This window comes from Sphingobium fuliginis (assembly GCF_015074805.1).
In the GTDB taxonomy this organism is placed as follows: Bacteria; Pseudomonadota; Alphaproteobacteria; order Sphingomonadales; family Sphingomonadaceae; genus Sphingobium; species Sphingobium fuliginis.
In genome coordinates this window covers 901,414-923,342 of the sequence record NZ_CP060036.1, presented here as the reverse complement: position 1 = coordinate 923,342, position 21,929 = coordinate 901,414, and the positions used below count along the sequence as shown (strand labels likewise).

Sequence of the window (21,929 nt, the reverse complement as noted above, 5' to 3'; positions counted from 1 at the left end):
CATCAGCAATATGGGAATGGGGGCGTTCATGGCAAATCCGTCGGCGTTCAGGCTTTCTCTTGTCGGCATCATTGCCGCCGCTTCCTTGTCATCGACGGCCCATGCCGCGCCGGTGGAGCATAAACAGGCCCCCGGCGCGATGATCGCCAGCGCCGCCGTGGTCCCGCCCGGCAGCACGCTCTATTTCCTCTCCGGCGCGACCGGCGCGCCCATCGACCCCAAGGATACGGAAAGCCCCGGCGCCTTTGGCGATACCGAGGCGCAGGCAATGTCGATCTTCACCAGGATGAAGGCGCAGCTTGCGGAAATGGGTCTCACCATGGGCGATGTGGTCAAGCTGACCGTCTTCCTGGTGGGAGACCCCAAGCTGGGCGGTAAGATGGACCGCGACGGCATGACGCGGGCCTACAAGAAATTCTTCGGCACGGCGGAGCAGCCCAACCTGCCGACGCGCTCGGCCTTCCAGATCGCGGGCCTCGCCCGGCCGCAGCAATTGATCGAGATCGAGGCGATCGCTGCCAGGGGTAACTGAACTTCCGCCGCCGCGCACAGGGGGTATTATGGAGAATAGCATGCAGCCGAGCCGCCGCCAGCTTCTGGGCCTGATCGGCAAGGCGGGTGGCGCGGCGGCCATGTACCAGGCGATGACCGCGCTGGGCCATGCCGCCGAAACCCAGTTCGACGGTCCCCCCGTCCTCTCCGGCGCGAAGCCGGGCGCGTCGGTCGTCGTGCTGGGCGCGGGCCTGGCCGGCATGGTCGCCGCCTATGAACTGGAAAAGGCCGGCTATCAGGTCAAAGTCCTGGAGTTTCAGGACCGTCCGGGCGGCCGCAACTATACGCTGCGCGGCGGCGACACCTTCACCGAAAGCGACGGCACTGTGCAGAAGGTGCAGTTCGCGCCGGGCAACTACATCAATCCCGGCCCCTGGCGCATCCCGCATCATCACAACTGCCTGCTGCATTATTGCCGGCAGTTCGGCGTGGCGCTGGAGCCGTTCATCCAGCTCAACCATAATGGCTTCATCCATTCCAGCGAAGCCTTTGACGGCAAGCCGCAGCGCTACAAGGCGGTGGCGACCGACTTCCGGGGCCACACATCGGAACTGCTGGCCAAGGCCGCGAACGCCAAGGCGCTGGACGGCAGCGTGAGCGCGGAGGACAAGGAGAAGCTGCTGGAGGCGCTGCGCCATTGGGGCGTGCTCGACGACAATATGGCCTATACCAGCAGCGTGGCCGTCTCCGCCCAGCGGGGCTATGACCGCCCGCCCGGCGGCGGCGTCGGCGGTGCTCCCACGCCCTCCCAGATCGCGAAGCTGGGCGACGTGCTCGACCCGCAGGTCTGGACGGCGATGAGCTTCTATTTCAACTATGTGATGCAGACGACCATGTTCCAGCCGGTGGGCGGCATGGACATGATCGGCAAGGCCTTCGCCAAGCAGGTCGGCAAGCTCATCACCTATAATGCCAAGGTCACGAAGGTCGCCCAGAACGGCAAGGGCGTGACCGTCAGCTACAGGGACGTGCCGAGCGGCAGGATGAACAGCGTCAGCGCCGACTGGTGCGTGTGCACCATCCCGCTGTCGATCATCAGCCAGGTCGAGATGCAAGTGGGGCCGAAACTGGCGGCGGCTATGAAGGCGGTGCCCTATGCCGGCCAACTCAAGATGGGAATGGAATTCAAGCGCCGCTTCTGGGAAGAGGACGACAATATCTATGGCGGCCACAGCTTCACCGACCAGCCGATCGCGCAGCTATCCTATCCCAACGACCGCTTCTTCGCGCCGGGACCGGCGGTGCTGCTGGGCGCGTTCGCCCGCGATGCGGGTGCGTTCGAACTGACCGGCATGACGCCGCAGGAACGGATAGAGGCGGCGCTGGCGCAGGGCGAAATCTTCCATCCGCAATATCGCAAGGAATTCCTGAACGGCGTTTCCGTGCCCTGGAGCCGCGTGCCCTGGATATTGGGATGCACATCGCGCTGGAGCGAGGAGAACCGGGAGGCGCATTACCAAAATCTGGTCGCCATTGACGGGCGCGTGGTGCTGGCGGGCGAACATGCCAGCTATTATGGTGGCTGGATGGAAGGATCGCTGCTCTCCGGCCTCGACGCGATCACGCGCATCCACCAGCGGACGCAGGCGGCATGAGCCCGCGCCGCGCCCTGATCCTCGTCCCGCCGCTATTGGCCCTTCTCGCCGCGCCGGGCCATGCCGACACGCCCGGCGGCGTGCAGGCGAAGAACAAGGCGGTGGATGGGGAGAAGGTCTACAGGCAGATCTGCGCCGCCTGCCACATGCCCAATGCCATGGGCAGCGGCGGCGGCGCCATTCCGGCTCTGGCGAAGAACAGGAAGCTGGCCGATCCCGCCTATCCGGTCACCATCGTGACGAAGGGCAAGGGCGCGATGCCGCCGATGAGCGACATGCTCTCGCCAGCGCAGGTGGCGGCGGTCATCACCTATGTGCGGACCCATTTCGGCAACGCCTATCCCCAACCCGTCACGGAAGCGGACGTGAAACGCATCGCCAGGCCCGGCCGAAGCGCGGAGTGACAGGAAAGGCTGTTCCTTCCCGCGCACCGCGAAAACCCTTAGCAATTTCCCCTTAATTGATTCGCTTCCTCGCCTCACATCTAATCAGTTTGGATGAAGTGAAGGGGAAGCCATGCAAGTTGCTGTCCAGTCGAAGCCGCAGGTGAATACCCAATGCCGTCCGCTTGTCGTCGATCTGGACGGCACGCTGATCAAGGGGGACTTGCTGGTCGAATGCCTGATCTCGGCCTTCAACGACAGACCCCGCACCATCCTCTCGTCCTTTCTGCGCATGGGATGGAACAAGGCGGCGATCAAGGCGGAACTGGCGGACAGCCCCGATTTCGATCCCCATTACCTGCCCTATGACGATCAGGTGCTCTCCCTGATCCGCGCGGCGCGGGCGGAGGGAAGGCCGACCTACCTCGCCTCGGCGGCCGATGCCCGGCTGGTGTCGCAGATCGCGGATCATCTCTGCCTGTTCGACGGTTGGTTCGCGTCCGACGGGACGACCAACCTGTCGGGCAGGGCCAAGCGGGACCGGCTGGTCGCGGAATTCGGGGAGGGCGGCTTCGACTATATCGGCAATGCCATGGTCGACGTCCCGGTCTGGGAGCATGCCGCGCAAGGCTATGCCGTGCGCGCGCCCACCGCCGCCTTCCGCCATATGCAGCGCAGGGGCCGCCCGCTCAAGGCCCTGGCGGAGGAAGGGGCCAGCCCCGGGCTCTGGCTGCGTCAGTTGCGCGTCCACCAATATGTGAAGAATGCGTTGGTCTTCGTGCCGCCGCTGATCGGCAATGAGATCACCCGGCTGGCCCTGCTGCAAAGCCTCTGCGCCTTCGTCGCCTTCTCCCTGATCGCGTCGTCCATCTATATCGTCAACGACATCGTCGACCTGCATGCCGACCGGCGGCACCCCAGCAAGCGCGGCCGTCCGCTCGCCAGCGGGCAGTTGCCGATCGGGGCGTCGCTGATCGTGTCGGGCCTGCTGCTGACTCTCGGCCTGCTGACGGGGGCGATGGTGTCGCTGCCGCTGCTGGGCGTGCTGTTCGGCTATTTCGCGCTTACCAGCGCCTACAGCTTCGTGCTCAAGCGGAAATTCCTGATCGATGTCCTGGCGCTATCCCTGCTCTACGCCGTGCGGGTGATCGGCGGCAGCGCGGCGACGGGGATCGTCATGTCCGACTGGCTGCTCGCCTTCGCGGTCATGTTCTTCACCAGCCTGGCGCTGATCAAGCGCTACACCGAACTCGCCAAGCGCAAGGACGCCGATCTGGGCGACGCCAGCAACCGCAATTACAAGGTCAGCGACATGACCATGGTGATGTCGATGGCGGTGGCTTCCGCCTATGTCTCCATCACCGTGCTGGCGCTTTATTTCACCTCGCCGGCCGTCAACGGCTCCTATCGCCATCCCGACCTGTTGTGGATCATCTGCCCGATCATGCTCTATTGGGTGGGGCGGATGCTGATGCTGGCGCATCGCCGCCTGATCCACGACGATCCGGTCGTCTTCGCCCTGCGCGACCGCATGAGTTCGGGCATGGTCTGCCTGGTCCTGCTCATCATGTTCGCGGCGCACTGATCCCATCCCCGGAGGAAAACCTTGCCTGCCCAAGCCCTGGCTGAACATCGCGCGGCCGCCGGCCTGCTGTGGCCGCTTCTGGTCCTGACCTGCGTGCTGCTGTCCTCCGGATCGCAGGTGCTGATGAAGATCGGCATGAACGGCGTCCCGGTGCAGAATGCGCTGGCGCGCGGATCGGCGATCGAGATCGCGACCACCATCGCGACCACCCCCCTGGTGATCGTCGGCATGGCGATGTTCGGCCTCAGCGCCGGGGCGTGGCTGATGGTCCTGTCCCGCATGAACCTGTCGCAGGCCTATCCCTGCGTCGCGCTCGGCATCGTGGTCACCGCCATTTGCGGCTTCTGGCTGCTGGGGGAGGCGATTTCGCCGGCGCGTCTCGGGGGCATCGGGCTGATCGTGGCGGGCGTGCTCGTGACGGGGCTGAGCTGAGATGGCCGCGACCGCGCTTGGCGCGCCCGCCCGCCGCATCTGGCCGATCGGCGTCGGCCGCGTCGACCTGGTGCTGGTCATCCTGCTCAGCATGACGGCCATGGCGATCTGCCTGTTCAACGGCAAGGCGCTGTCGCCGCAGGTCTATGACACGTTCAACATCTATTTCCAGGCCGATCCGCCCCGCGTCATCTCCAACATGACGGAGCGCTGGAGCCCGTACCAGAACCGCACCGTCGCCCATCCGCTCTTTTCCATAACCGCATTGTCATCGGTCAAGGCGCTGGCCTTGCTGGGCCTGCCGCCGATGCAGGCGATCGGCCTGCTGCTGATGCTCGCCGCCGCGGTCAGCGCGGGGGGTTTCCATGTGGCGATGCGGCTGATGGGCCTTGCCCCCGCGGCGGCCGCCGGCTTCACCCTCGCATTGCTCGCCAGCGCCGGTTTCCTCCACTGGTATGCCTTTATCGAAACCTATGCATTCAGCGCGACCGGCATCGTGCTGATGCTGATCTTCACCTGTTCGATGCGGAGCCTGCCCCGCGCCGGCTGGATCGTCGCTTCGGCGGCAAGCGTCGCGATGCTGATCACCAATTGGGGCCTGGGGCTGGCGGCCGCCTTCTTCCGCCTGCCGTTCCGCCAGTTCCTGCTGGTCAGCGGGGGCGCCTTCCTGCTGGTGTCGGCGGTCTCCGCGGTCCAGATGAAGCTGTTGCACCGCGCCGCCTTCTGGCTCGACCCGCGCATCATCGTCAAGGAAAAGACCTATGCCGGACCGAAGATGCACGCCGCCGGCATGGCATGGCACCCGTCCATCAGCGCGCGCAACGCCCTGCTGATGCCGGGCGTCGTGCCATCGCCGCAGCGGGCCGACATGCAGACGGAGATCGGCTCCTCGACGGTCGTGACCAATCAGTTCGCGCCGCTCGGCCAGTGGGGCGTCGCGGGCGGCATCGCCGCCGCCGCCTGGCTGGTCCTGCTGGCCGGAGGCGTCGCGGGAACGCTGGCCGACCGGCAGAGGCGGCCCATCGGCCTGGCGCTGGGCCTGTTCCTGGCTTCGAAGATACTCTTCCACAGCGTCTATGGAGAAATCACCTTCCTTTACGCGGCGGACATCGCGGTTGCCGCGCTGGCTTTCGCGGCGCTGGGATGGTTCTCCCCCTATCGCAAGGCAGTCGTCGGCGCGCTGATCCTCTTCATCGCCGTCGGTTCCATCCATAATGAGCGGCAGTTTCTGACCGCGGCGAAGCTTTCCAACCAGATTGCCCTGGACAAGCAGCATGGCCGCGCATCCGGCATCTGAGTCAGATGCTGAACCGCTTCGGCAAGGACTGCCGCATGCCTTCGTCGCTATAGAGCCACATCCGGCCCAGACTTCCCGCCCGGTCGTGAAGGACCAGCGATCCGAACAGGGAGAACAGCATCAGGAAGGGCGTGACCCATAGAAAGGCATGATCCCCCAGCGGCAGGACGGACAGCGGCATGGACAGCGCGGCGATGACCAGCCCATGGCCGAGGTAGATGCTGAGCGTTCGCCGCCCGAAGAAGATCAGCGGCCCCTTCAGCCACGAAATCCGGCTGAGCAACAGGGCGACGCCGACTGCCGCCATCAGGCCCGCCATGGACAGGCCGATCTGCGCGCCGGGATGGCGCGTCAGCATCAAAAGGGCCGCAAAGCCTGCCGTTCCGCCGACGATCAGCGTCGCGGCATGGCGCGGCGCCCGCTCCGCCAGCGCCCGGCCATACCATGCCCCGCCGATGAAGAACGGCGCATAGAGCAGGCCGTTGCGCCACGGATAATGGGGCAGTTCCGCCACCGGCCCGGCCGACAGGGCGCAAAGCAGGAAGATCGCCGACAGATGGACGGGACTTCGGAAGCGGGCAATCGCCTTGGCAAGGACCAGATAGATCGCCATCAGCCACAGGAACCATTGTCCGCTGGGCGGGATGATCCACATATAGATGAGCTGCCATTTGGAAAGGCCCAGCGGCTTCAGCCCGTCGGTCGGGTCGAAATAGCGGAAGAACAGCCAGTAGATCACGGTCCACAGGCTGTAGAGCCAGACGAGATTGGCCACCCGGCCGGTCAGCAGCCGGCCCCAGGACCGGCTGAGCGCCCCGGCGGCGAACAGCCCCGCTATGGCGAAGAACAGCGGCATGCGGACCGGCTTCGCCAACGCATCGAGCGTGGAAAAGACCGCCCAGCCATGGCCGATGGAAGCACCCGTCAGCGCGGCATGATGGAAGACGACCAGCAGGATCGACAGGCCCTTGGCCACGTCCAGCCAGTCTATGCGTCCCTCATCCTCCTTCACCGACCCGTGCGCGACCCTGTTTTCCTTGCGCATCTGGCTTTATCCTTATCGTCTCACCTTCGAACCTCCGCCCGGCTGAGATCGGGCAATAGGATGACCTTGGGCTGCCGGTCGAACAGCCTTGCAAGCAGGCGGCGCAAACAATGGTTGGCCGGCCCTTCGACGAAGCGATGGGACAGCGCCGCGATGCCGACCGCCAGCAGCAGCGATGCCACGGCGCGCGGCGCCGGCGGCACCGGCAGATATCCCGCCAGATAGAAAGCGGGCATGTGCAGCAGATAGAGCGAGAAGCTCCACGCCCCCAGCCGCCGCATCGCGCCATTGCCCCACAGCCAGTCGTTCAGCCGATGGTCGATGGTCGCGCTGTGGATGACGCAGGCGCAGAGCAGGACCTTCGCCAGATCGCCATAATAGCCGATATGCTTGGGGTCGCCGCGCGTCGACGGGAAGAGGAAGGGTTCGGCCCACGCCGGCGACAGCAGGATGGCGGCCAGGAAGGCCAGGGCGCTTCCCAGCACGAGCATGGCGAGCGGCGGGCGCGGCGGCGCCGCCTTCATCAGCAACGCCGTGCCGATCCCGGCGATGAAGATGTGCAGCTTTGCGAAGACGGAGAAGCCCGGCGTCCAACTGCTGATCGCATAGCTCAGGCAGATCGCGGTCGCCAGCGCCAGGAAGGCGACCGGCCTGTTCGGGCGGCTGCTGTGGAACGCCATCCAGATCAGCGGAAAGAGGAAATAGAACTGGAATTCCGGGCCGATGGACCAGAAGATCGGCTGCGCGCTGGTGAAGCTGAGCAACCGCAGGAGCTGCTGGCCGTCTATGCGATAGATGAAGGCCGGATCGGCATAGCTGAAGAGGAAGAAGGACAGCAGCGACACCGCCAGATAAAGCGGCAGGATTCGCCCCGCCCGCGCCGCGCCATAGCGCAGCAGCGCCGCGACGTCGGGCTTCTGCCCCAGATAGAGATGGCCCATCAGGAAACCGCTCAGCACGAAGAACAGCATCACGCCATAATCGCCCAGGCGGTGATTGACCCAGGGCGGCAGCCCGACATCGGGAAAATGCGACAGCATCACGATCAGCGCCGCAAAGCCGCGCAACCCGTCCAGCGCTGGAATATGCCGCCCGCTCATGCCGGGGGCGTGCTGTCCGCTGCCCTCCGCCCGCGTGCGAAGCAGAAGCCGTAGAGCGCCCACATCAACGCCGCCGTCTTGATCGAGAGCAGCGAATTGCTGATCGGCAGGCACAGGATGAGGAACAGCATGGTGCCATGTTTCGCCATGCGGTCGCCCGGCGCCCTGCCGAACCCGGTGAGCGACAGCGCCAGCCAGAGGCCGAGCGCGATGAGCACGGATTGGGACTGGATGAAATCGGCCCATCCCGCATCGTCCAGCCGCGCGAATTCGGGGCTGACCCCCAGCAATGCGGCGGCATCCATCGTCCCCAGCGCATGCAGGCCGATGCCCAGCCGCCCGGCGAAATTGTCGCCATTGGGCATCAGCAGGCCGAACGCGTCCCCCAGCCAAAGCAGGCCCAGCATGACAGGCAGGTAGATCGCGCTCCAGCGGTCGGGCAGATAGCGGCAGAGCGGCAGATAGAGGCAGAAGAGCAGGATGACCGTCATCGCGAGCCGCCCGTCGCAGATCACCAGCAGCGCGAAGGTGGACGCCACCATGAAGGCCCGGCCCCAGCGCGACAGTTCGCGCCAGCAGGCCGCCGTGAAGATGGTGACGACGACCGCCCAGTTGCCGAGCGACACCGGCTCCAGGAACAGCGACGACCCGCGATGGAAACCGAAGCCGTTGAGCAACAGCCGCCCGCCCGGCCGTTCCGAACTCAGGAACAGCGATCCGCCCGCCCAGAAGGCGTCGGCGTCATATCCGCGCGTGTTCACATAATAATCGACCACGTTGAAGAAGGCGCCATATTGGTCCGGCCGCGCCAGTTCCCACATGCCCACCAGCAGGATGCACGCCTGCATGACGAGGACCGACCGGCGGAACAGGTCGGCGCGCAGCGCCGTGCCCAGCAGGATGAAGGCCGGGATCAGCAGCACGTCGCCCAATATCTTGGGATTGAACTGCGCCCGGATCGCGCTGGTCAGCAGCACGGCCATCACCAGCAGCGCGGCCAGCGTCCACCATCGCGCCGCCAGCGCGACCGGCTGGAACAGGCCCAGCAGCAATGCAGAGATGACGATGCCGCCCTGCATCACGGACACGATCGACCCGTTCATCGGCGCGACATGGCTGTTCACCCAGGCGAGGAACGGGTTGAACAGGACCGTCGCCGCCAGCAGCGCCATGGCCGCCACCGGCACGACCGCGCGCAGCATGTCCCCGGCGCCTTGCATCCGGACGTCTCTTTGCAGGACAAGCTCAGCCAAGGGCGACCTCCACCAGCCGGTCGGCCACATCGCCCCAATCCTGCGTCGGCGCTGGCCGCCGGCGCGTCTGGGCGGCTCTGGCGAAGGCCTGCACCATCCCATCGGCGTCGCCCGGCCGATAGCCGAAACGCAGCCCATGTTCGCCCACCGCGAAATCCGGGCAGATGGCGGGCAGGCCGATGGCGCCATATTGCATCAGCTTCAGGCTGGAATCCGCCAGATAGGCCGATGCTTCCGCCGGCAGATAGGCCGCGATCCCGACATCGGCATGCTGGATATAGGGCAGCGTCCGTTCGAAGGGCATCTCATCGTGCAGCACCACATTGGACGGAAAGGCGTGCCTGGGCGTTCCGATCATGTGGAAGGTGAAATGGGGAACCGCCTGCGCCAGCGTGCGGATCGCGCCCTCGTCGAACAGCATCGATCCGACCGCCACCGCATTATGCGGCCGGTCATAGGGGCTGACGGTCGGCCGGCGCAGGTTTCGCAGGTCGACGCCATGGGGAATGAAGATGCGCGGACAGTCGAAGCTGTCGAAATGCGGCAGCATGCTGCGGGCGACGACCACGACCATGTCGATGTCGCGCGCCTGCCTTTGCAGCGTCGTTTCGATGCATGGCGGCACGCCGGCGGTCGCCAGCAGGTCGGTCGCGCGATAGACGATCCGCGCATGCGGGGCGATGGCCCGCACCCGCCGGATCAGCGCGGGGGCGATGCCGGATTCGATCAGGATGAGGTCCGCCGTCGCCGCCGCCTCGTCCAGGGCGGGGCAGGCCATGCCGGCCCAGCGGTGGAACAGCCAGCCGGTCAGCGCATCGGGCACCGGCATCTTGACCGGATGCCAGCGGGTCCGCCACAGATAGGCGCGCAGGCCGTCCACCGTTTCCCAGCGGTTGGCGCGCGGGTCCAGCCCCGCCCGGCTGTCGCCGCGCAGCCGCGACAGCCAGCTGTAGCCGATGGACAGGAAGGCGACGTCATGACCCCGTTCGGCCAGTTTCTGGGCGATGAAATGCACGCTGGCGCGGCGCGCCGTGCGATAATCGTGGCGCGACAGGATGAGGATGCGGGCGTTGGTGACGCCATGGGGTGCGAGGGCGGCCGAAATGGGGATGTTCAATGGCGTCTCTCCCTGCGGCCGATGATTTCGTCGTAATAATCTTCCAGTTCCGCCATGTTGGACCGGATGTGGAAACTGTTGTTGACCCATTCCCGTCCTGCCCGGCCGAAGCTTTCGCACAGGTCCGCCGACAGCAGCAGCCGTTCCAGATGCGCGGCATAGCTGCCGGTGTCGCGCCGCTCCGCCAGCAGGCCGCTCTGCCCCGGCCGGATGGCTTCGCGCATCGGCCCGTCGTCGAAGGCGACCACCGCCATGCCCAGGGCCTGCGCCTCCATCAGCACGATGGGCAGCCCTTCGCTGTCGCCATTCGCGGCGCGGATGCTGGGCATGGCGAAGATCCTGTGCCGGGCCATGGCGGCGAACACCGCCTCTCGCGGCTGCGGGCCGGCAAATACCGGCTGGATGCCCAGTTTTCGTGCCTGATCCATCAGCGCCGGCTTCATCGGGCCGTCCCCGATGATGGTCAGCGGCTCCTCGCGCAGGCGGGGCGGCAGCTTCGCCCAGGCGTCGAGCAGGAAGTTGACGCCCTTCTTCTCGACCAGCCTGCCCACGAACAGCGCGCCCCGGCGCAGCGAGGGGGAATCCACCTGCGGCAATGCGGCGGGGTCGATGCCCAGGCGGATGACCCGCAGCTTGCCTTCGGGATAGCCGGCCTCCAGCAGGCACTGCCTGATCCAGTTCGACACGCAGATGATGCCGTCGACATAGCGCATCAGGACGGGCTTCAGCATCAGGTACCAGAGCCCCTCCGTGCGCCGCGCATGTTCGCGGGCGGTGACGGTCGCGTCATAGCCATGGGCCGTCACCACCAGCGGCATGCGCCGCCGCAGGGCAAGCGGCAGAATGCCCGCGCCATCCTGAAGGAAATGCGCGTGGATCAGGCCGGCGGAGCGTGAGGACAGTTGTCCGTCCAGATGGTCGTAATGTCCGGTCAGCCGACTGCTGATCCTTTTCCACTTTCCGGCGCCGGGTTCATGAAGCAGATGCAGTTGCTGTCCGTCCCGATAATGGCCGCCGACAATGTCGTCGGCCATGACGAAGGGGCGGTATCGGCGCAGCGACCGGATATGGTCCGCAATGAAGGTCTCCGACAAGGGCAGGAAACCGCGTCTGTAAATGGCGACCATCGGCATATTGTCTGTCCGCACTGGGAAGATCGGGTTCGGACCCTTGGGACATATCCTAGGGGTATTCCCTCAATTCGCTGCTGCTTGTGCGGCTGTTATATCCAAAGCCCACCCCTGTTTCGAGTAAGGCATAACACCTATGCAGCGGAACCTAACCCCTTGTGTCTCGGTGATAATTGCCGCCTATAATGCGCAGGATACGCTGGTTCGCGCGGTCAATTCGGCGCTGGCGCAGCAGGTGCCGGTCGAAGTGCTGATCATCGACGATGCGTCGAGCGACGACACGCTGCGGGTGGCGCGGGGCCTGACGCGCATGCACGACAATGTCCGCCTGATCGTCAGCGCGGAAAATGGCGGACCTTCGGTCGCGCGCAACAGGGGGCTGGCCGCGGCGCAGGGCGAGTGGATCGCGATACTCGACGCCGACGATGCGTTCCTGCCGGGGCGGCTGCAACGCATGACCGGGGTGGCGAGGCGGCATGAGGCCGATCTGGTGGCCGACAATCTGCTGTTCTTCGACTGGCAGGCACAGGCCGTGGCGGGCCGGGCGCTCAGGCTGGCGGACGATCATGTGCAGCAGGTCGGCGCGGCGGATTTCGTCGGCCAGTGCATGACCGGCCGTTCCCCCTTCGATTATGGCCAGCTAAAGCCGATCTTCCGCCGCCGTTTCCTCCATGCGCGCGGACTGCACTATCCGCCTCACCTCCGCCATGGCGAGGATTTCGCCTTCGTTCTGGACTGGCTGCTGGCCGGCGCGCGCTTCATGCTGATGGGGGAGGGGCTTTACCTCTTCACGCAGCGCATCGGTTCGATCTCCTCGGACAGTTCGGGCCAGTCGCGCACCATCCTCAACCTCCAGGCCATGCGGGACCATACGCTGGGCCTGCTCGCCCGCCCGCGCATCCGGGCGGACAGGGCATTGGCGGGGCTGTTGTCGAAACGGGCGGACGCGATCCGCGACCAGGCGATCTGGAACCGCGCCTATCCGCACCTGCGCGCCCGCCGGCCGGGGGCGCTGCTGATGGAAATGCTGCGCGACCGGCGCAGTTGGCCGATGCTGGCCCGTCATCTGGTCCGGCGGCACAGGGCGCGGATGCTTGCGCGTTAAGGCCCCCGCAGGCAATATTCAGCCTTCACGGCCCCCCGCAATGCCATCCAGCGCATAGCTCAACTGTTCGACCCTCTGCGCGAAAATCGCATCGCCGCTCAGGAAAGCGGGCGCGCCGACCAGCCGATGCAAAACCGTCGCCATGCGCTCCGTCCGCCGCCTGTCCCACCGCGTCATCGCGCCCCGCGCGGCACGCTGCGCCGGCAGGCGCCCCGGCAGCGCGCGCAGGTGATGCTTCACCTTGGGGCGCACCGATTGCCATAGCGCATTGCCCTCCCGCCGCATCATCCGCCGATAATGCGCCATGGCGCTATCCCTGTCCGGCCGCGGCAGGCGGAAATCCTGTCCGATGCAGCGCTGCACCTGCCCCTCATAATAGGCCCGCAGGCTGATCGAGGGCAGCGCCACCGGCTCATAGGGCAGGTCCAGCGACAGGGTCCAGTCCAGCCATTTGAAGCTGTTGATCCGCCGGGACGACGCAACGGGCACCCAGGGCACCCGCATCGTATCCGCGATGATCGCGGCATGCATGGAATCCGCGATCACCAGCCGCGCCGATCGGATGCGCTCTATCACCCGATGCGCGCATTGCCGGGGATCGACCAGTTCCACGCCCGCCAGCCCGCAGGCCCTTTCCCAGGGGCCTTCGTCCATCGCCTCATAATGGGGAATGAAGATCGTCCCGTGCCGTTCTTCCTCGGCCAGTGGCTTCAGCCGCGGCAGGGTCGACAGCAGCAGCGCACCGTCCGCGACCGCCCGTTCCGGCCGCCCGACCACCTGCGCCGTCAGCGGCCCGCGCAGCGCCGTCACCTTCCACCGCCCGCTGTCGAAATCGGCGGGCACGGGACGATAGCCGATGCCGCTGGAAAACACCCTGATCCGTTTCGCCTGCGGCATGTCGTTGCCGATGATCGTGCCGATGCCGCAGAACAGCTCGCCATCATCCTCGTCCGACCAGCGGCCCGGCGCGAGTTCTTCCCAGAGCCAGCCGTTCAGGTCGTCGCCGAAATTCCCCTGCGGCGCCCGGTAATAATAAAGCTTCACGCAGGCATCTCCCGCAGGGCCGCCGGGCGCAGCTTGCGGCGCAGGATTTCCGTCCAACAGCCGGGCAGGTCACGCCAGAGGTGCCGGTAGGCCCTTGCGATCATCGCCCGCTGGAGCCGGTCCATCAGGCCCAGATAAAGCCGCGGATGCATCAGGATCGCCGCCAGTTCCATCTGGAAGCTGCGTCGCCGCTGCTGCGTCAGCATCAGGCTTTGCGCATCGATGCCGTCGATCGCCCCCATCAGCTCGTTCGCCCGGATCATGGAAAGGATGCGCCGCAGGTTGCGCCCGCCCAGCCGCTCATGCGCGTCGCGATACAGGTTGATGCCTTCGCCGCGCAGGCTGTTGGCGGAAAGCGAGAAGCAGATGCCCCGCGCCCGATGCGCAATCCGCGCCCACATCAGCCAGTCTTCCCCGGCATAGCGCAGGCTCTCCTCGAACCGGAGCGATCCCACCGCCGACCTGCGCAGGATCACGGACGATGTCTGGCACAGATAGTCGCGCACCATCGACGATCCGCCGCTCGTCCCGACGAAGCGATAGGTGCCGCGCGTCCCGTCGAGCAGTTCGACCCCCTGCTGCGCGGGCAGCGCCTGGAAAAACGCCATGGCCGCGAACATGGTCGTCGGCGGCATGGCGCTGTCGCAGAAGTAGAAATCATGCGCCGTGCCCAAAGTGTCGATCCCCCAGGCCAGATGGTGCGTCGACCATTGATCGTCGGAATCCAGAAAGGCGATATAGCCGGAATCCGGCGATAGGGCGTCCAGGCCATGGTTGCGCGCCGCCGCCGGGCCGGCATTGGCCTGGCGAAGGATGCGCAGCCTGATCCAGTCGGGCAAGGCGAGATTATCGACATCCAGGTCGGCCGCGACCGGCGAACCGTCGTCGACGACGATCAGTTCGACTTCGGCGGGCCAGGGAAGATATTGGCAGGCGACCGACCGCACAGCTTCGCGCAGCAGCCCGCGCTTGCGCTGGAAGAACGGGATGACGACCGAAATGCGCTTCGGCATGGTCGTCCGGCGCCGGGCCATGCTGGGGTCAGGCCGCATCGGCCCCCCGCAGGGCTGTGGTCGGGGCTGGCGGGGGCGTATCCTCCCAATCCTGCCCGCGCCAGGCATCCTTCAGCGCATGGACGATGAAGCTCAGATTGCCGCGCAGATAGCGGTCCGCGAGCCGGGTCGGCTCCTGAAACAGCCGCCATGCCCATTCGAACCGCGCCCGCTGCACCCAGGCCGGGGCGCGCCGCACCCGTCCGGCGAGGAAGTCGAGCAAAGCGCCGCCGCACAGCACGGGCCGTCCGAACTCCGGCGCCCAGCGCGCCGCCCAGATCTCCTGCCGGGGATTGCCCATGCAGGCGAGCACCAGATCGGCCTTGCTCGCCCCTATGCGGTCGCTCAGGCCCGCTTCCTCCTGCGGGTCGAAGAAACCATGCTGCATTCCCACGATCGAGAGCCGCGGGCACAGGCGGCGCAGCGTCACCGCCGCGCGCTCCGCCACGCCCGGCGCCGCGCCGACCAGGAACAGCCGGAGCCCTTCGGGATGGTCCTTCAGCAGCGCGGGGATGAAGTCCGTGCCGTTGAGGTTGACGGGAAAGGAGCGGCCATAGCGCAACCGGCTCGCCAGATCGACGCCGATGCCGTCGTTCAGCACGAGCGCATTGCTCAGCGCCCCGGCCAGTCGGTCGTCCTTCCGCGCCAGATTGGCCATATGGGCGTTGCAGAAGGCGATGACCTTCGGCCTTTGCGCGCGGACATGGGACCGGATTTCCGCCAGCGCCTCCGTCTGGGAGAGAACGGCGACCTTCACCGGACCGATGGCCCGCTGGCGATGGCCCAATATCTGGTCGTAGATATGCACGATGCGCGCCGAGACCTCCGGCCAGCTATAGCCGCGCAGCGGTTCGGCCGCGTCCTTCAGGGCTCCCCTGACCCTGGCGGTGCGGAAATCCTTGAGCAGCCGCGCGGCCGACAGGAGATCGTCGAAATGCAGGAGCGTGCCGACGCCCAGCTTCTCGCAGGACCGGCGATGCGCCGGAATGTCGCTGGCGGCGGGATAGAGGCCGGCGGAAACCGCCTCGATCAACGATATGCCGAACCCTTCATAGGCGCTGGCGGACGCGAAGATGCTGCTGCGCCCGATCAGCGCGCGAAGCGCCTCGTCGCTGGGGCTGTCGTGGAATTCCACCTTTTGGGATATACCCTGTTCGACGGCGATCCGGCGCAGGTCGGACAGGGCGACGCCCATGGGCTTGCCCGCGACGATCAGCGACCAGGCCGGGTCCAGCGCATTCAACGCGGCGAACCAGCGGATCAGCCGATCGATCCGCTTGTTGGGGGCGATGCGGCCGAAATAGAGGATCGCCCGCGCATCCGGGTCGGCGGCGGCCGCGAACTTGTCGATGTCGACGCCATTTTCCACCAGCGTCAGCCTCTGGCGGCAGATGCGCGCGAAACTGTCCTGATCCGCCTCGCTACAGGCGATCGTCGCGTGGAAGCGGCTCAGCGACAGGCGGGATATGCTGTGGAAATAGACCTGCTTCAGCCGCTGCGCATAATCTGTGTGGAAGAAGCCGCCATGGGTGCTGAGCACCATCGGCTTCTGGTGCAGAAAGCGCGTGAGGGCCAGGAAATCGACGAAGAAATCCATGGCATGGACGTGGATCAGGTCGCAATCGCGCACATGGCGCAGCACCGCCGGCGCAATGGGATAGCGCCGTCCGCCGCGGAAGGGCAGGCGGACGACCTCCACCCCGCCGATCGTCTCCCGCGCGGGCAGTTCCGCGCCATCGCCGTCGAAGATGCGGTTCAGCGTGACCATGCGCACGTCATGGCCCGCCCGCGCCTGCTCCTCGCAGAGGTTGCGGGTGAAATTCTCCAGCCCGCCGATGCCCGGATGATATTGGCGGGAGATATGGACGATCTTCATGCCTGTTCCACGCTTCATGCCGTCACACGATCATGACCGTGCCGATCAACGGCATGCCCAGCATCGACAGCTTGTTGATCGTGGACTTGAGGTCCGCCGTGGTGGTGGCGTCGCGGCTGACGGCCAGTATCGCCACCTCCGCGCCGGCCGCTGCCAGGGCGAGGTCCTCGACATGGCTGGCGTCGACCAGGCACAGGTCGAAATCGGCCATCATGTCGGCCAGGTCCCGGCTGTCGGATGCGGCCGCCAGCAGGGACAGTCTGGGGATCGAGGCAGGCCGGACGAAGGCGTGGAGGTCATCCTCCGGATCGGTGGGCGTGACCGGCGTCTGGCCGAGCAGCCGGTGCTGGACGAAGTCCGACTGCTTCATGTCGACGAGCAGCGTCCGCAGCCCGCTCAGCGCCGCCGACACCGCGACATTGGCGGTCAGGATCGCCGCCTCGTCGACCGCGCCGACCGTGAGGACCGCGATGGAGGAGGGCGCCCGCCCGTCCGCCAGGCGGAGCGCGGCCAGCGTCGACTGTATGTCGCGCGCCTGCACCGCCAGCCGGTCTTCCGGGTCGCTGATCGCCACGACCAGCGGATCGACCTGGATCGGCCCCACGGCATTCATCTCGGGCTTTTCGCCCGGGCCGGCGGCGATGAAGATCGCGCCGGGCTGCTCGCTTCTCTCTGTGGATCGGAGTCTCATGACCATTTGGCTCCTTCAAGGCGAAGTTGCTGTCCGATGTGACGGAGGTCGGCCTGTCCCAGCACGGGCACGCCGGTCAGATATGTCATCGCATCGCGGCTGCGGACGCGGGGTTGTAGCCATTCCAGCAGGACCGCCGTGCCGATGGCGAGCATCAGGCCCAATATCGTCATCATCAGCAGCCGCACGGGAATGTTCGGCGCGTTCGGCAGCAAGGGCGCCTCTGCGGCGTTCAGATGCAGCACGTTCAGCGAAGGGATGCTGCTCTTCGCGCGCAGTTCGGCCATTTGCTGCGTCTCGGTCTCATATTGCTTCTTGGCCGATTCCACATTGCTTTCCAGCACGTTGAGCTTGCCCCGGTCGCCCGCGAGCGACAGCATGCGGGCGCGGTGCTGGTTCAGCAGCGACTGCATGGCGCCCCGGTTGGCCGCGGCGGCGGAACTGGCCGCGGACAGGCTGCCCGAAGTCTTGGCCGTTTCCTGCGCCAGTGCCGCCCGCAACTGGGCAAGCTGGGAATTGGCCGCCCGCATCAACTCATGGCTGGGCCCCAGTTCCGCCGACATCTGGCGGATTTCGGCCGACTTGGTCGCGATCTGCGCACGCAATCCCTGGACCACCCCGCTCGACTGCACTTCGGGCATGCTCGCCCCTGCGGCGGCGCGGGCGCCCGCATCGGCGGCGGACGCTTCGGCGGTGGACAATTTGGACGACAATTCGCTCAGCCGCGTGCTTTCCGCATCGATCGCCCCGGTGGAGACAATGCCGTGCTCGCGCTGGAACTTCGCCAGTTCGCTCTGCGCGCTTTCCATCCGCGCCTCGGATTCGCTGAGGCGGGTCTTGAACCAGTCGGCGTAGCGCTTGGCGAAATCATTGCTCATCGACAGGCGGGTCTTGTTGAACGCATCGGCAAAGGCATTCGCCATCTCCGCCGATCTGGCCGCATCGGTGCTGCGATAGGCGATGTCGATGGTGCTGCCCGCCGGGCTGGGCGTGACCTCCAGCCCGCTCTGGACCCGCCGGTTCAGCCAGCCCTGGAAGGTCTGGGTTCCGTTGGTCTGGTCGAACCACTGCCTGCGCAGTTCGGGTTCCTTGTCGAGGCCCAGCGCGCGGGTGACATGGCCGGTGATCGCCTCCCCGCGCAATATCTGCGCCTCGGTCGCCAGCATGGCGGCGGGTTCGCCGGCCGCGCGGGTCTCGCCCGGCAGCGGGTCGGGCGCGCGCGTGTCGAACAGCAGCGTGGCCGACGCCACATATTCGCGCGGCGTCATCAATATCCAGATCGCGGTCAGCAGCATGACGCTGCAGAATATCCCCGCCACCAGCCGCCAGCGCTGCAATATCGCGCGGAATATGTCCAATATCAGCATAGTCACTATCCTATTCGATGGCGATCCGGCCTATTCGGCGGCGATCGGGCGATGAAGATCGTTCATGCTGATGATGTTCTCATCGATCTTCTCGCTGTTCTGCGCGGCGAACAGCATGGCCAGCATGAATTGCGGCGCCAGACTGTCCTGGAAGGCGATGCGATCCTCTGCCGCATCGATGATCAGCGCGTCCCGCAACTGGGACAGGATGCGCTCGCCCCGTTCATCCGCCAGCGCGTGCCGGGTGATGAAGCCGTGAGCGGCGGCGGTGCGGGCGATGGTTTCGATCATGCTCCAGTGCGGGCTGTTCGTCGCGATCACCTTGCGGAACAGCGCGGCGTCCTCCGCATTGGTGAGCGCCCAGTCATTGACGGCCCGCGCCACCCCGGCCAGCGTCGCGGGCAGGTCGACCTTCCGTTCCTTCCGCTTGATCACCTCGAAACAGGCGAGGGCGCAGAACAGCCGGACATGATAGGGCGATCCGCAGGCGAGATGGGCGATGGTCTCCCGGCTGGCATCGGTGAAGCCCATGCCGATCGACCCCGCGCCCTTGGCGATGATGTCGAACACCGCCTGGGATTCGATCCGCGAGATCGGGATCACCGACATGTGCCGCCGCAGGGACGCATGGCCCGCGATCAGGGCATCGACCCCCGCCGCGATGCCCACCGCGACGATATGAACCGGCATGGCCGCGTCGGACAGCATCTTCATCAGCCTTGCGACGTCATGTTGCACGGCGCCGTCGGTGATGCGGTCGAATTCGTCCAGGATCAGGATGAAGCGGCGACGGGCGCGCGGCGCGATCTGTTCGACCACGTCCCGCGGATTGACCGGACGGTCCGCGGGCCAGTCGACCGGCGCCCCGGCCAGGGCATCGACATAGGGCCTGATGAGCGCCCCGAAATCCTGATCGGGTTCGCACGCCGAATAGAGCACGACGAAGCCCCGGTCGTCGGCCATATTGGCGAAGACCCGCGCCAGCGACGTCTTGCCGGACCCCCGCGCGCCGTAGATCAGGGCGTGATTTCCCCGATCCAGAACGCCCTCGACCAGCAGTTCCAACTGTTCCTGCCGGCCGTGAAGATGGCTGGAACTGGTGACGGGCTGGGTCGAGTTGAACCCCTTGCGGATGGCCGACCGCAACATGTCGGCCGTCGGGGGCGCCGGCGTGGCGGGTTCGGCGGCGGCGGCGGCGCGGATGGCCGCCATGCGGCGCGCCAGCTCCTTGCTCTGGGGCTTGGGCTGGGGCTTGGGCCTCAGCCACCGCGCTATCCAGGAAAACAGGGACATTTCGGGTTCCTTCCCAGCCTGATCAGAAGATGCGTTCCTGGACGGTGAAGACGTCGCCCGGCTTCACCAGCATGTCCAGGTCGGCGCGCTTGATCCTCTGGTTGCCGCGGTTGAGGCTGATCTTCTTTTCGGACCCGCCCAATGTCGGTCCGCCCGCCTGCGCCAGCATCTGGCGCAGCGTCATGCCGCTTTCATAGGTGATCTTGCCCGGCTTGTTGACCTGGCCGTAGATGAAGACGTCCTCCGCCTTGGGCACGAACAGCGAATCCCCGGGGCGCAGCATCTGCCCGGTTCCCGTCGCGCTGTTCAGGTCTTCCAGCGGGATGCGGCGGTCTTCCTCGCCCTGGCGCTGCAATATGGCGTAATCGGCGGCATCGGTCCGCGCGCCGCCGGTGCGGGCCAGCATCATCGCGATCGTCTGCGGCCGGTCCAGCGGATAGACGCCGGGATTCTGGAGATTGCCGAAGACGGTCACCGCCCGGCTGACATAGCTCACCACCTCCACATTGACGATCGGATTGACGAAATATCCGCCCGCCTTCAACTGATCGCGCACCTTGGTCGCCAGCGCATTGGCGGTCACGCCCTGCGCCACGACTTCCCCGACGCTGGGCAGGGTGACGCTGCCGTCCTCCTTGATCCGGGTTTTGACGTCGAACGGATAGGCGCCGAAGACGGAAACCCTTATCTCGTCATTGGCCCCCAATATGTAGCTGGACGCCAGCGCCGCGCCCGGCGCGGCATCGGCCGCCACCGCCGGAACGGCAGCGGAAAGGGACGCAAGGATCAGGACGGAAAGGGCAGGGAAGATCGGTTTCATGGCCAGTACCTCATAGATCCAGTCCGACGAACAGCAGTCCCGACGTACTTTTGTACCGGAACTGGTCGACGGCCGTTGTTCGCCACTCATGGCGTATCTCCGCCCCGGCATTGAGGCGGCTGCGCAACTGGTAACGATAGCCGGCAAAGACCGCGCGGGTGCGGTCCGACCGGCGCAGCAGCGGTGTGTCGAGCTGCAATTCGCCCTTGAACGATCGGCGGCTGTAGCTTCCGCCGGCCGACAGGCCGGACCGCGCCCCCAGCTTCAGATTGCCGCGCAGGGTGAAGTCGGTCTGCACGATATAGGTCGCGCCCGTATTGCTCTGATTGCGGGAGCTGCGGTCGACATCCAACAGGATCGACAGCCGGTTGGAAGGGGTATAGACCGCCTGCGCCTCCACCCCCAGGCCGGAGAAGTCCGCAATGCCGGGCGCGCGCGGCTTGGTCTTGAAATAATTGGCGCCCAATTGCCAGCTCAGGCGTGGCGCCACGGCCCGGCGGAAGAGGATGCCCGCGCGGTAATTTTCCGCGCCGTCGCGCAGGCCGGGTATCGCCTCGTCGGCATTGGGGCGGCGGAAACGCTCATATTGGAACGTCGCGCGGATTTCGCCCAGGCTGGCCTTGGAATAGCCGATGCCCGCCATCGCCGTGGACGTGTCGATGTCGAATATCCGCCGCGAAGAGGCGCTGTTGCTGGTATTCAGATAGCCCACGGCGGCCACGGGGAAGAAACCATAGGGCTTCTCGCAGTCGACCGCGACCCTGTAATCCTGCGTCCGCTGCGTATTGCCGACGACCACGCCCTGATCGGAAAGGTTCGATTGCGCAAAATTCAGCCGCGCCCTGGGCTGCACATGGCAGTAACCGGATACGGACAGATCGGCATCGGCCTGAAGACTGATCCTCTCCCGATCGAGAAATTCGAAACGCTGGTGGAAATCATAGCCCGCCGACCCGATCACCGTCAGCCGGTGAAGACCGAATTGCCGGCGGTAGGTCACGTCGACGCTGGGCGTGATGCGCAGGTCGTCCTGCTCTCCGGCGACCAGGTCGTCATTCTGCCGCAGGATGTTGCTGTCGTAGAGCAGGCGCACGGTCGGCCGGACCCGCAATCCGTCGGGCGGAACCTCCACCTCGGTCTGGGACAGGGCCGCCTGCGGGATCATGAGGGCCGCCGTGGCGGCTGCGCTCAT

The 21,929-nt window shown here is 66.1% G+C and carries 20 protein-coding genes; 7 read left to right on the top strand and 13 right to left on the bottom strand.

The window, feature by feature from the left end; translation table 11 throughout:
* The first annotated feature begins 28 nt into the window (after nucleotides 1–28).
* The 6 genes from H5V43_RS20230 (at nucleotide 29) to H5V43_RS20205 (ending at nucleotide 5,844) form a co-directional block, all read left to right on the top strand.
* Nucleotides 29–532 (top strand): RidA family protein, encoded by a 504-nt coding sequence (locus H5V43_RS20230; RefSeq protein WP_025547700.1) that lies wholly within the window; start codon nucleotides 29–31, stop codon nucleotides 530–532.
* Between the two features lie 28 nt (nucleotides 533–560).
* Nucleotides 561–2,147 (top strand): flavin monoamine oxidase family protein, encoded by a 1,587-nt coding sequence (locus H5V43_RS20225; protein WP_025547698.1) that lies wholly within the window; start codon nucleotides 561–563, stop codon nucleotides 2,145–2,147.
* Nucleotides 2,144–2,551 carry a c-type cytochrome gene (locus tag H5V43_RS20220; protein WP_025547696.1) on the top strand — a complete coding sequence of 136 codons (408 nt, stop codon included), beginning with the start codon at nucleotides 2,144–2,146 and terminating at the stop codon, nucleotides 2,549–2,551. The genes H5V43_RS20225 and H5V43_RS20220 overlap by 4 nt, the downstream gene beginning before the upstream one ends.
* Nucleotides 2,552–2,663: 112 nt before the next feature.
* Nucleotides 2,664–4,115: a UbiA family prenyltransferase gene (locus tag H5V43_RS20215; protein ID WP_025547694.1), complete on the top strand. Its 1,452-nt coding sequence runs from the start codon at nucleotides 2,664–2,666 to the stop codon at nucleotides 4,113–4,115.
* Between the two features lie 21 nt (nucleotides 4,116–4,136).
* Nucleotides 4,137–4,547, top strand: coding sequence for a DMT family transporter (locus H5V43_RS20210; RefSeq protein ID WP_025547692.1), 411 nt, complete (start codon nucleotides 4,137–4,139; stop codon nucleotides 4,545–4,547).
* Between the two features lies 1 nt (nucleotide 4,548).
* The gene (locus tag H5V43_RS20205) at nucleotides 4,549–5,844 is read left to right on the top strand and encodes a hypothetical protein (protein ID WP_025547691.1); all 1,296 of its coding nucleotides are present in this window, start codon (nucleotides 4,549–4,551) and stop codon (nucleotides 5,842–5,844) included.
* A 1-nt stretch (nucleotide 5,845) separates the two neighbouring features.
* Here the strand turns inward: H5V43_RS20205 and H5V43_RS20200 are convergent, their stop codons facing one another.
* Genes H5V43_RS20200 through H5V43_RS20180 form a run of 5 tightly spaced genes read right to left on the bottom strand, consistent with a single transcriptional unit; the run spans nucleotide 5,846 to nucleotide 11,492 of the window.
* Complete coding sequence (locus tag H5V43_RS20200; RefSeq protein ID WP_025547690.1) at nucleotides 5,846–6,889, bottom strand: acyltransferase family protein; 1,044 nt, start codon at nucleotides 6,887–6,889, stop codon at nucleotides 5,846–5,848.
* A gap of 20 nt (nucleotides 6,890–6,909) precedes the next feature.
* Entirely contained in the window at nucleotides 6,910–7,989 is a 1,080-nt protein-coding gene (locus H5V43_RS20195) for an acyltransferase family protein (RefSeq protein ID WP_025547688.1), read from the bottom strand.
* Entirely contained in the window at nucleotides 7,986–9,242 is a 1,257-nt protein-coding gene (locus H5V43_RS20190; protein ID WP_238320157.1) for a polysaccharide biosynthesis protein GumE, read from the bottom strand. The genes H5V43_RS20195 and H5V43_RS20190 overlap by 4 nt, the downstream gene beginning before the upstream one ends.
* Nucleotides 9,235–10,359, bottom strand: a complete 1,125-nt coding sequence (locus H5V43_RS20185) for a GumK N-terminal domain-containing glycosyltransferase (protein ID WP_037481683.1) — start codon at nucleotides 10,357–10,359, stop codon at nucleotides 9,235–9,237. The genes H5V43_RS20190 and H5V43_RS20185 overlap by 8 nt, the downstream gene beginning before the upstream one ends.
* A complete protein-coding gene (locus tag H5V43_RS20180; protein ID WP_025547684.1) occupies nucleotides 10,356–11,492 on the bottom strand; it encodes a glycosyltransferase in 1,137 nt (378 codons plus the stop codon). The genes H5V43_RS20185 and H5V43_RS20180 overlap by 4 nt, the downstream gene beginning before the upstream one ends.
* A 133-nt stretch (nucleotides 11,493–11,625) precedes the next feature.
* Here H5V43_RS20180 and H5V43_RS20175 point away from each other — a divergent pair, with 133 nt between their 5' ends.
* Nucleotides 11,626–12,594: a glycosyltransferase family 2 protein gene (locus H5V43_RS20175; protein WP_044661108.1), complete on the top strand. Its 969-nt coding sequence runs from the start codon at nucleotides 11,626–11,628 to the stop codon at nucleotides 12,592–12,594.
* 18 nt (nucleotides 12,595–12,612) lie between these two features.
* On the opposite strand, the gene H5V43_RS20170 is transcribed toward H5V43_RS20175, so the two are convergent.
* The 8 genes from H5V43_RS20170 to H5V43_RS20135 are packed head-to-tail and all read right to left on the bottom strand — an operon-like array spanning nucleotide 12,613 to nucleotide 21,929.
* Complete coding sequence (locus tag H5V43_RS20170) at nucleotides 12,613–13,638, bottom strand: polysaccharide pyruvyl transferase family protein (protein WP_044661109.1); 1,026 nt, start codon at nucleotides 13,636–13,638, stop codon at nucleotides 12,613–12,615.
* Entirely contained in the window at nucleotides 13,635–14,651 is a 1,017-nt protein-coding gene (locus tag H5V43_RS20165; protein WP_238320158.1) for a glycosyltransferase family A protein, read from the bottom strand. The genes H5V43_RS20170 and H5V43_RS20165 overlap by 4 nt, the downstream gene beginning before the upstream one ends.
* Nucleotides 14,652–14,679: 28 nt before the next feature.
* Complete coding sequence (locus H5V43_RS20160; protein WP_229742657.1) at nucleotides 14,680–16,584, bottom strand: WecB/TagA/CpsF family glycosyltransferase; 1,905 nt, start codon at nucleotides 16,582–16,584, stop codon at nucleotides 14,680–14,682.
* A 4-nt stretch (nucleotides 16,585–16,588) separates the two neighbouring features.
* The gene (locus tag H5V43_RS20155; protein WP_037481691.1) at nucleotides 16,589–17,257 is read right to left on the bottom strand and encodes a tyrosine-protein kinase family protein; all 669 of its coding nucleotides are present in this window, start codon (nucleotides 17,255–17,257) and stop codon (nucleotides 16,589–16,591) included.
* Entirely contained in the window at nucleotides 17,254–18,624 is a 1,371-nt protein-coding gene (locus tag H5V43_RS20150) for an exopolysaccharide biosynthesis protein (RefSeq protein WP_025547675.1), read from the bottom strand. Before H5V43_RS20150 ends, H5V43_RS20155 begins: the two co-directional genes overlap by 4 nt.
* A gap of 30 nt (nucleotides 18,625–18,654) precedes the next feature.
* Nucleotides 18,655–19,917, bottom strand: a complete 1,263-nt coding sequence (locus H5V43_RS20145) for an ATP-binding protein (RefSeq protein ID WP_044661110.1) — start codon at nucleotides 19,915–19,917, stop codon at nucleotides 18,655–18,657.
* A 22-nt stretch (nucleotides 19,918–19,939) separates the two neighbouring features.
* Nucleotides 19,940–20,737, bottom strand: coding sequence for an SLBB domain-containing protein (locus H5V43_RS20140; protein WP_025547673.1), 798 nt, complete (start codon nucleotides 20,735–20,737; stop codon nucleotides 19,940–19,942).
* 10 nt (nucleotides 20,738–20,747) lie between these two features.
* Nucleotides 20,748–21,929, bottom strand: a complete 1,182-nt coding sequence (locus tag H5V43_RS20135) for an outer membrane beta-barrel protein (RefSeq protein ID WP_226869582.1) — start codon at nucleotides 21,927–21,929, stop codon at nucleotides 20,748–20,750.

What these genes read in the sequence shown, in the direction of transcription:
- H5V43_RS20230 (WP_025547700.1), top strand. Translation starts at nt 29, where the DNA reads ATGGCAAATCCGTCGGCGTTCAGGCTTTCTCTTGTCGGCATCATTGCC.
- H5V43_RS20225 (WP_025547698.1), top strand. Translation starts at nt 561, where the DNA reads ATGGAGAATAGCATGCAGCCGAGCCGCCGCCAGCTTCTGGGCCTGATC.
- H5V43_RS20220 (WP_025547696.1), top strand. Translation starts at nt 2,144, where the DNA reads ATGAGCCCGCGCCGCGCCCTGATCCTCGTCCCGCCGCTATTGGCCCTT.
- H5V43_RS20215 (WP_025547694.1), top strand. Translation starts at nt 2,664, where the DNA reads ATGCAAGTTGCTGTCCAGTCGAAGCCGCAGGTGAATACCCAATGCCGT.
- H5V43_RS20205 (WP_025547691.1), top strand. Translation starts at nt 4,549, where the DNA reads ATGGCCGCGACCGCGCTTGGCGCGCCCGCCCGCCGCATCTGGCCGATC.
- H5V43_RS20200 (WP_025547690.1), bottom strand. Translation starts at nt 6,889, where the DNA reads ATGCGCAAGGAAAACAGGGTCGCGCACGGGTCGGTGAAGGAGGATGAG.
- H5V43_RS20195 (WP_025547688.1), bottom strand. Translation starts at nt 7,989, where the DNA reads ATGAGCGGGCGGCATATTCCAGCGCTGGACGGGTTGCGCGGCTTTGCG.
- H5V43_RS20180 (WP_025547684.1), bottom strand. Translation starts at nt 11,492, where the DNA reads ATGCCGATGGTCGCCATTTACAGACGCGGTTTCCTGCCCTTGTCGGAG.
- H5V43_RS20175 (WP_044661108.1), top strand. Translation starts at nt 11,626, where the DNA reads ATGCAGCGGAACCTAACCCCTTGTGTCTCGGTGATAATTGCCGCCTAT.
- H5V43_RS20165 (WP_238320158.1), bottom strand. Translation starts at nt 14,651, where the DNA reads ATGCCGAAGCGCATTTCGGTCGTCATCCCGTTCTTCCAGCGCAAGCGC.
- H5V43_RS20160 (WP_229742657.1), bottom strand. Translation starts at nt 16,584, where the DNA reads ATGAAGCGTGGAACAGGCATGAAGATCGTCCATATCTCCCGCCAATAT.
- H5V43_RS20155 (WP_037481691.1), bottom strand. Translation starts at nt 17,257, where the DNA reads ATGAGACTCCGATCCACAGAGAGAAGCGAGCAGCCCGGCGCGATCTTC.
- H5V43_RS20150 (WP_025547675.1), bottom strand. Translation starts at nt 18,624, where the DNA reads ATGCTGATATTGGACATATTCCGCGCGATATTGCAGCGCTGGCGGCTG.
- H5V43_RS20145 (WP_044661110.1), bottom strand. Translation starts at nt 19,917, where the DNA reads ATGTCCCTGTTTTCCTGGATAGCGCGGTGGCTGAGGCCCAAGCCCCAG.
- H5V43_RS20140 (WP_025547673.1), bottom strand. Translation starts at nt 20,737, where the DNA reads ATGAAACCGATCTTCCCTGCCCTTTCCGTCCTGATCCTTGCGTCCCTT.
- H5V43_RS20135 (WP_226869582.1), bottom strand. Translation starts at nt 21,929, where the DNA reads ATGAGCGCAGCCGCCACGGCGGCCCTCATGATCCCGCAGGCGGCCCTG.